Annotated in this window: 7 protein-coding genes and 1 pseudogene; 3 read left to right on the plus strand and 5 right to left on the minus strand. The window is 59.4% G+C overall.

Annotation, left to right across the window (positions count from 1 at the left end; translation table 11 throughout):
• On the plus strand, positions 1 to 120 hold a 120-nt coding region (locus LH128_RS32465), incomplete at its 5' end, for a sigma factor-like helix-turn-helix DNA-binding protein (RefSeq protein ID WP_008832189.1).
• Between the two features lie 192 nt (positions 121 to 312).
• On the opposite strand, the gene LH128_RS23525 is transcribed toward LH128_RS32465, so the two are convergent.
• The 3 genes and pseudogenes from LH128_RS23525 to LH128_RS32470 all read right to left on the minus strand — a co-directional run bounded on the left by LH128_RS23525 (position 313) and on the right by LH128_RS32470 (position 2,789).
• Positions 313 to 936, minus strand: coding sequence for a plasmid pRiA4b ORF-3 family protein (locus LH128_RS23525; RefSeq protein WP_008832190.1), 624 nt, complete (start codon positions 934 to 936; stop codon positions 313 to 315).
• Positions 937 to 1,343: 407 nt separating this feature from the next.
• Positions 1,344 to 1,622 (minus strand): annotated as a pseudogene (locus LH128_RS23530) (HU family DNA-binding protein); the annotation flags it as partial.
• Positions 1,623 to 1,733: 111 nt separating this feature from the next.
• The gene (locus LH128_RS32470; protein WP_008832192.1) at positions 1,734 to 2,789 is read right to left on the minus strand and encodes a MucR family transcriptional regulator; all 1,056 of its coding nucleotides are present in this window, start codon (positions 2,787 to 2,789) and stop codon (positions 1,734 to 1,736) included.
• Between the two features lie 475 nt (positions 2,790 to 3,264).
• Here LH128_RS32470 and LH128_RS33745 point away from each other — a divergent pair, with 475 nt between their 5' ends.
• Together LH128_RS33745 and LH128_RS23535 are read left to right on the plus strand one after the other, a co-directional pair.
• A complete protein-coding gene (locus LH128_RS33745; RefSeq protein ID WP_008832193.1) occupies positions 3,265 to 3,432 on the plus strand; it encodes a DUF6771 family protein in 168 nt (55 codons plus the stop codon).
• 527 nt (positions 3,433 to 3,959) lie between these two features.
• Positions 3,960 to 4,490 carry a hypothetical protein gene (locus LH128_RS23535; RefSeq protein WP_008832194.1) on the plus strand — a complete coding sequence of 177 codons (531 nt, stop codon included), beginning with the start codon at positions 3,960 to 3,962 and terminating at the stop codon, positions 4,488 to 4,490.
• Positions 4,491 to 4,979: 489 nt separating this feature from the next.
• Here the strand turns inward: LH128_RS23535 and LH128_RS23540 are convergent, their stop codons facing one another.
• Positions 4,980 to 5,327 carry a hypothetical protein gene (locus LH128_RS23540; RefSeq protein WP_008832195.1) on the minus strand — a complete coding sequence of 116 codons (348 nt, stop codon included), beginning with the start codon at positions 5,325 to 5,327 and terminating at the stop codon, positions 4,980 to 4,982.
• Positions 5,327 to 5,545: hypothetical protein (locus LH128_RS23545; RefSeq protein ID WP_008828344.1), on the minus strand; the 219-nt coding region annotated here is incomplete at its 5' end. The genes LH128_RS23540 and LH128_RS23545, both read right to left, overlap by 1 nt.

The raw sequence follows: 5,545 nt of genomic DNA on the forward strand, positions 1-5,545 counted from the left end.
GAGGAAGTCGGTCAGCAGTTCTCGGTGACCCGCGAGCGCATCCGCCAGATCGAGGCCAAGGCGCTGCGCAAGCTCAAGCACCCCAGCAGGTCGCGCGCGATGCGAGCATTCCTGGACTGATAAGCATAGCCCGTTTGGCGAACGGGTGTCCTCTTACCCGAGCACCGGATGCGGCAGAATTCTTGGATGAGGAAAATCGTGAGCGGACTGTCCGGAAGGCGTTACAGGCAGCCTTATGATGCCGCTGCGCTGCCGGGCTCGGCTGGAAAATAGACCAAAGTTGACGTCATTGATGGCAGTGCAAACACAGGTTCAAGAACGCCTTCTTTGGTAATCGCCGCGAGACGCACGCATAGCCCTGGCGATGGCCTTGTTCGTCGCATCGGGTTCGAAGCGCTCAGGATCGAAGTTCTTACCCGCCCAGCGGCGCACGGCCTTATGCTCTTCATGTCTTTCATCGAGCCAGGCTTCCAGGAACTCGGCATAGCCCGGGTAACCTCCGACATCTTCTGGCGGGCCGGCTCTTTCACCCGCAACGCAGCGAGGATACTTGACTTCATCTTCGATCTGGCAGCGACGGAGCAACAGGCTGTGGCGCCAGTCATCGCCAAAGTCATATTGGTATGTGATCGTTAGCGATGCAGTGTCCCCGCAAGGGAAGGTCAAATCCTTAAGCTGTATGTCAGTCGCCTCAAGGACCTTCGGCCCGTAAGCCCCACCCTCGATGGCCTCCGGCGCACCGATCAAAAGGCCCCCGACATTGAATTGGTGCAGGTGACTGTCGGTCCACCCGAACGCTGCTTGCAACACTTCGTGAAATTGCGCGAAATTGAGGGTGCTGGGTAACTCCAGGGTGCGCGAGATAGCCGGCTCGACACCGACAATCCGGGCTTCTACGCGAATGATATAGGCGTAGGGGTCGTAGGGCTTGGCCATGGCGTGACCATGCCTGCGATGGCGTAGGGGATCAAGGTCCCGGACGGCGAGCAAGGTGGCGCACGGTTGGTCGCTGCAGAGACGGACGCAGCATAAGCGCCTGGTTCACTCCAGGCGGCAAGCCGATCCGGTGTGCATCGATGCAGGTACCCGAGCTAGAGTGGCAAGATAGGTGTCGACCGGAGTAATGAATGCCGTTCTGGACCCGAAGAAGTCGATGGCCTGCCAGGTGATTTCCTCGGCGAGGCCAAGCAGATGGACCGGCCCGAGGATGCCGCAGAGCCCTGATGTCTTGCAATGGACGCGAGTGGGCGCATCAAGATCATCGAGTGGACCGGCCAGGTATCTGAAAAAAACCGGGTAGTGCGAAGCGGCGGCCGGACCAATGTGCCGCCGCTTCAGATAGATCAGCCGTTCAGCTTGTCCTTGACCGCCTTGGCGGGAGTGAAGGTGAGCTTGCGTGCGGCCTTGATCGTCATCGCCTCGCCGGTCGCGGGATTGCGGCCTTCACGCTCGGGTGTGTCCTTGACCTTGAACTTGCCAAAGCCGTTGAGAGAGATTTCTCCGCCCGTGGCTGCAGCATCGCCGATCGCCACGAAGACGGCGTCGACGATCTTGCGGGCATCGGTCTTGGTGATGCCGGTGTCGGTAGCAATCAGATCTGCGAGATCATTGTTGTTCATCGATAACTCCTGTCGAACTGTACGTCGGGGTGGCGGCTTAGTGCCAGGCCGCGATCACGTCACGTCTTGAACGATGGACACGACGTGCTTGCTGCCGAAGCCGCGATTGAATGATCAGCTCTCCGGCGTTGCCTTCCTCGGCGTTCGCGCCATACGCTTGCGCTTGGGAGCATTGCGCGACTTGGCCTTCTGGGCCGGGATAGCATCACCCTCGAGTTGCGGCGCAGAACTATCGTTCACCGGCCCAGTCTCGCCTTTCGGCGTGGCACCCCTTCCGAACAGACCAAGCTTGCCGCGGCGTTGTGGCGCGACCTTTGCTGGAATATCCTGGGCGGGGGCGGGCGCTTCGATGAGTGGCTGCGGCACAGAAGCAATTGCATCGAGTGTAGGTGCGCTCGCCGGGAGCGCCGGCTCCTTCTTTGCACGCCTTTTTGCCGCCGGAGCGGGTGTGGGGACCGTCAACTCCGTTGCAGGGAGCGGGGTTGGCGGCGTTTCAACGGGCTTAACCGCGACGTCCTTCTTTTGCCTGACTGCACGTCCCTTTGCCTTCTTGGGTTCAGGATTTGGACTGCCGGCCTGGCCCGTCGCTGGCTGCTTGTCAGATTTTTGTGCGGGTGACTTTCTGGACCGGGCCTTAGGTGCAGCTGCGGGCGGGCTTTCTTCAGCGCCAGCGGTGTCCGGGGTGGGGGGCGCGGTTTCGGTCGCTGCAGCGGTCGTGGGTGCTGCGGAAAGGTTGTCCGTCAATGTCTTGTCCGCGATCGTCGTGCGCGAGTTCCCCAATCCCGTCTTTTCCGCGATAGCCTGACGCATCGCAGAAAATTCCGGTGCAACCATCGGGTAGCTTGAGGGCAGGTTATAACGCTCTCGATACGTCTTCGGTGTCAGCCCGTGCGATGTGAGATGCCGCTTCAACGTCTTGTAGGGCTTACCATCGATCAGGCTGATGATGTGCTTGGGTGATGAAAGGCTTTTACGAACGGAGACGGCGGGCGTGTACTGGGGTTCCGGCTCGTGCGCGGGTTGCGCTATAGGCTCCTCAGTCAATGCCGCGCGTGTCGAGCGGATCAATGCCGAAAGTTCCTCTGAAGGAACTGTATTGTTCGCGAGATAGGCGCTCAGCAACTGAACGGTGAGAGCGGCTGTGTCCGGCGTGTTCTCGGTGTCAGGCATTCGGTCTACGTCCCCCAAGGGTGCTTTGATCTTATGGAAAGATGGCGATGCGTCGTTCTGCGTCGGTTGTACAACATGATGCAAGGACAAAAGGTGTCTTTTCGCGGTATGCGGATGCGCAAGCATGATAGTATCGGGCGGTGTTGCGGGAATTAGGTCGCCAGTTGCGTTCGTTGCGCTTTTAGAAGTGACGGTTCGATCGCATATGCGTCCTGCCTTTCAGGCATCCTCTCCCAAAACTTTCAAGCCGGCCCTCGGGTCGGCTTTTTCTTTGGACTATGGGCGTGTGTCCGGCGTGAGCAAGGTTTCCTCCGTTACTGCCGGGTTTTCGGCGCGCAATCCCCATAGTTATCCACACCGGACTTGTCGGCAAAGCCGCGCAATCGCCGTTGGCGCCTGGAGGCGGTCTGGCGATGCACGTTCTCGCCGAGATTGTGCTGGACACACCCGCAGGCGTTCGGACATTGCATCCGCGATGAACAACCCTCTCGCGGCTACGATCCTGCAGGTAATCGAACGCGCGCCTAAATGGGTGCGTCATGATCTGGAATCGAAGGAAGAAGTCATTCGCGCTCGTGCGGAGGAGACGCTGGCCGCGATGATTGCCGCGGCCCTTGCCGAGTATCCATCCTCCGGCACCTAGTCGAGAAATGTCGAGAGCCAGCCTCTGCGTAACAGCAAGATCGGCGCTCCGCCGGAGCTATTTGGCGGAATAATGCCGCTTTTCTTTCCTGATCATTGCGAATGAAGATTTCGAATGATTGGTCGGATTATCGGAACCATCGCGGGTAACCAGACAGCGAAGCGTGAGAAGGGCGGCTGCACGGGCGGCGCGCTGCTGCAATAAGCAGCCCCTACGATATTGCGCCGTTGAGGCTCCCTTGGGCTGATCGCGGCCGCCGGGGGCGGTTACGCCTGTAACAACTACCAGGATCGCGAAGAGGAAGAGCGCGGGGAGGGGGATACGCCAAATACATTCGCGGAACTCACGCCCACACCAGCGTGAGCGACGAATAACGGCATATTTCCGCAGCAAGGGATCACTCACCTAGCCATCTATGGCACTTTACCACGCTCACTTCGGACCGGGTAAAGTGCCATAGGTGCAAAAACTTGCGACCATCCTCGATAGGGATTCACCTTGTCTGCAAAAGGCAGTAGATTCGTGATATGTTCTACCAGCCTGACCTGTTCGAACCCAAAGCAGCGCCTGCCATTGCGAGGATGGATCTGAGCGCGGTCGCCGAGAGGATCATGACCGTCTCGCCGCGACCACGCTATACGATGATCGTCCTCAATTTTCTTGCGAAGGCCGCGAATGCCGATGGGGTTGCAGGCCCCTACATCATGGACGAAGGACAGGCCGTGCCGGTTCGTGACTGGCTGGGGCGCGCGATGATTCCTATGGCGCAGCGCCATCACCGCCGCCAGGCAATGCGCCGCGAGATATGCGATGATCTGAACGAGCGCGGCAAGATGCCCCGGGATCAAGTCGAACGCGATGGCGCAATAGACGATATGATGCGCGAGCGGTTGCAGCAATCGGCACGTTGCAGTGTAAGCCGAGCCGTTTCTGACCTGGTCCGGGCAGGATTGGTTCATCGCCATTATCAAGGATTTCGGGTCGACCATCACAATCGCGGTGCGCAGCGCGAAGCGGTGTACACCCTTATGCCCGAGGTGCTGGCTGCACTGGCCTAATTCGCCGTCCTCAGGGAAGCCGGTCGGGTCCATCCTGGCGCTGCGCTGCTTCGACTTCGCTGAACAGCGGCAACGAAACTTCGCCCATCTATGGTGGTTCCAAGAACCTGGTACGCTCTCGCCCATCAGCATCACAATCGAAGGTTGTTTCATACCGCTAGGACTTGTGGATCCGCGAAGGTGCGGCAGTCAGCACGCCGAGAGGCCGCAAGACTGTCCAAACGTCGGCACGCCAAAGTCCGATGGTTATCTCGAACAGCCTGATTTTGCGCGCCGCGATGTCATTCCGCGCGTACAGCTTGCGTCCCCGGTGGGCTCGCAGCACGACCGATGATCTCGGAGCTTCTCACGCCCGCGAAAATCGCACCCCTGTTCGCATCCCTGTTCGCGCCCCTGCCAATAATCAGCCCGGCGCCAGCCGTGAATTTCCGCGTAGCGATTGGGGCCGTTCCGGCATAGTCGACGCATCGCTCACGCCTATCTGGCCTTTCAGGCGCTCGAATTCGTCGTCGCGCCGAAGGCGACTGCGCAATGATCTCGATGATACACACTGTAGATTTCGCGCTGCAGCCATGAAACCAGCGCACCGCTTTCCAGACTGGTGCGATCAATCGAAAATGCGTGGACATCCGCACCCGCCGTCGAGCCCGGTTCTGCCCCAATGAGCATTGTCAGCCGCATCTGCGTGCCGGTCCGGTTGACGGCCGCAAGGGTGATCGTGGCCGGACGCGCTGTCTGATCATGGGAGGCCACGCAATCCGGAATTTCTCTGATTACTTCGGCATCGAGGCCAAAGCTCTCAAGTGTCGTTTGAAGATGCTCCAGTATCTTTAGCATTACAGTTGCATTTTTGACTTGATATGAGCGCGCCGTGCGGCAGCCTGATGCGCTCGTCTCCAGCATGACCAGGCGATGATGTAGGCGGGCTGGATACGACGCTGGGCCAGCTTGTTGGCGATCCGCCGGACTTCCTGGATCGACCAGCGGATCAGATCCTGATGGTCGGCATCCTTAGTCTTTTTGGGGGCGTCGCGTGGTTGGCGCGATATCGGATC

Origin of the sequence: Sphingomonas sp. LH128 (assembly GCF_000293195.2) — a bacterium.
Classification (GTDB): Bacteria; Pseudomonadota; Alphaproteobacteria; order Sphingomonadales; family Sphingomonadaceae; genus Novosphingobium; species Novosphingobium resinovorum_A.

What these genes read in the sequence shown, in the direction of transcription:
- LH128_RS23525 (WP_008832190.1), bottom strand. Translation starts at nt 936, where the DNA reads ATGGCCAAGCCCTACGACCCCTACGCCTATATCATTCGCGTAGAAGCC.
- LH128_RS33745 (WP_008832193.1), top strand. Translation starts at nt 3,265, where the DNA reads ATGAACAACCCTCTCGCGGCTACGATCCTGCAGGTAATCGAACGCGCG.
- LH128_RS23535 (WP_008832194.1), top strand. Translation starts at nt 3,960, where the DNA reads ATGTTCTACCAGCCTGACCTGTTCGAACCCAAAGCAGCGCCTGCCATT.
- LH128_RS23540 (WP_008832195.1), bottom strand. Translation starts at nt 5,327, where the DNA reads ATGCTAAAGATACTGGAGCATCTTCAAACGACACTTGAGAGCTTTGGC.
- LH128_RS32470 (WP_008832192.1), bottom strand. Translation starts at nt 2,789, where the DNA reads ATGCCTGACACCGAGAACACGCCGGACACAGCCGCTCTCACCGTTCAG.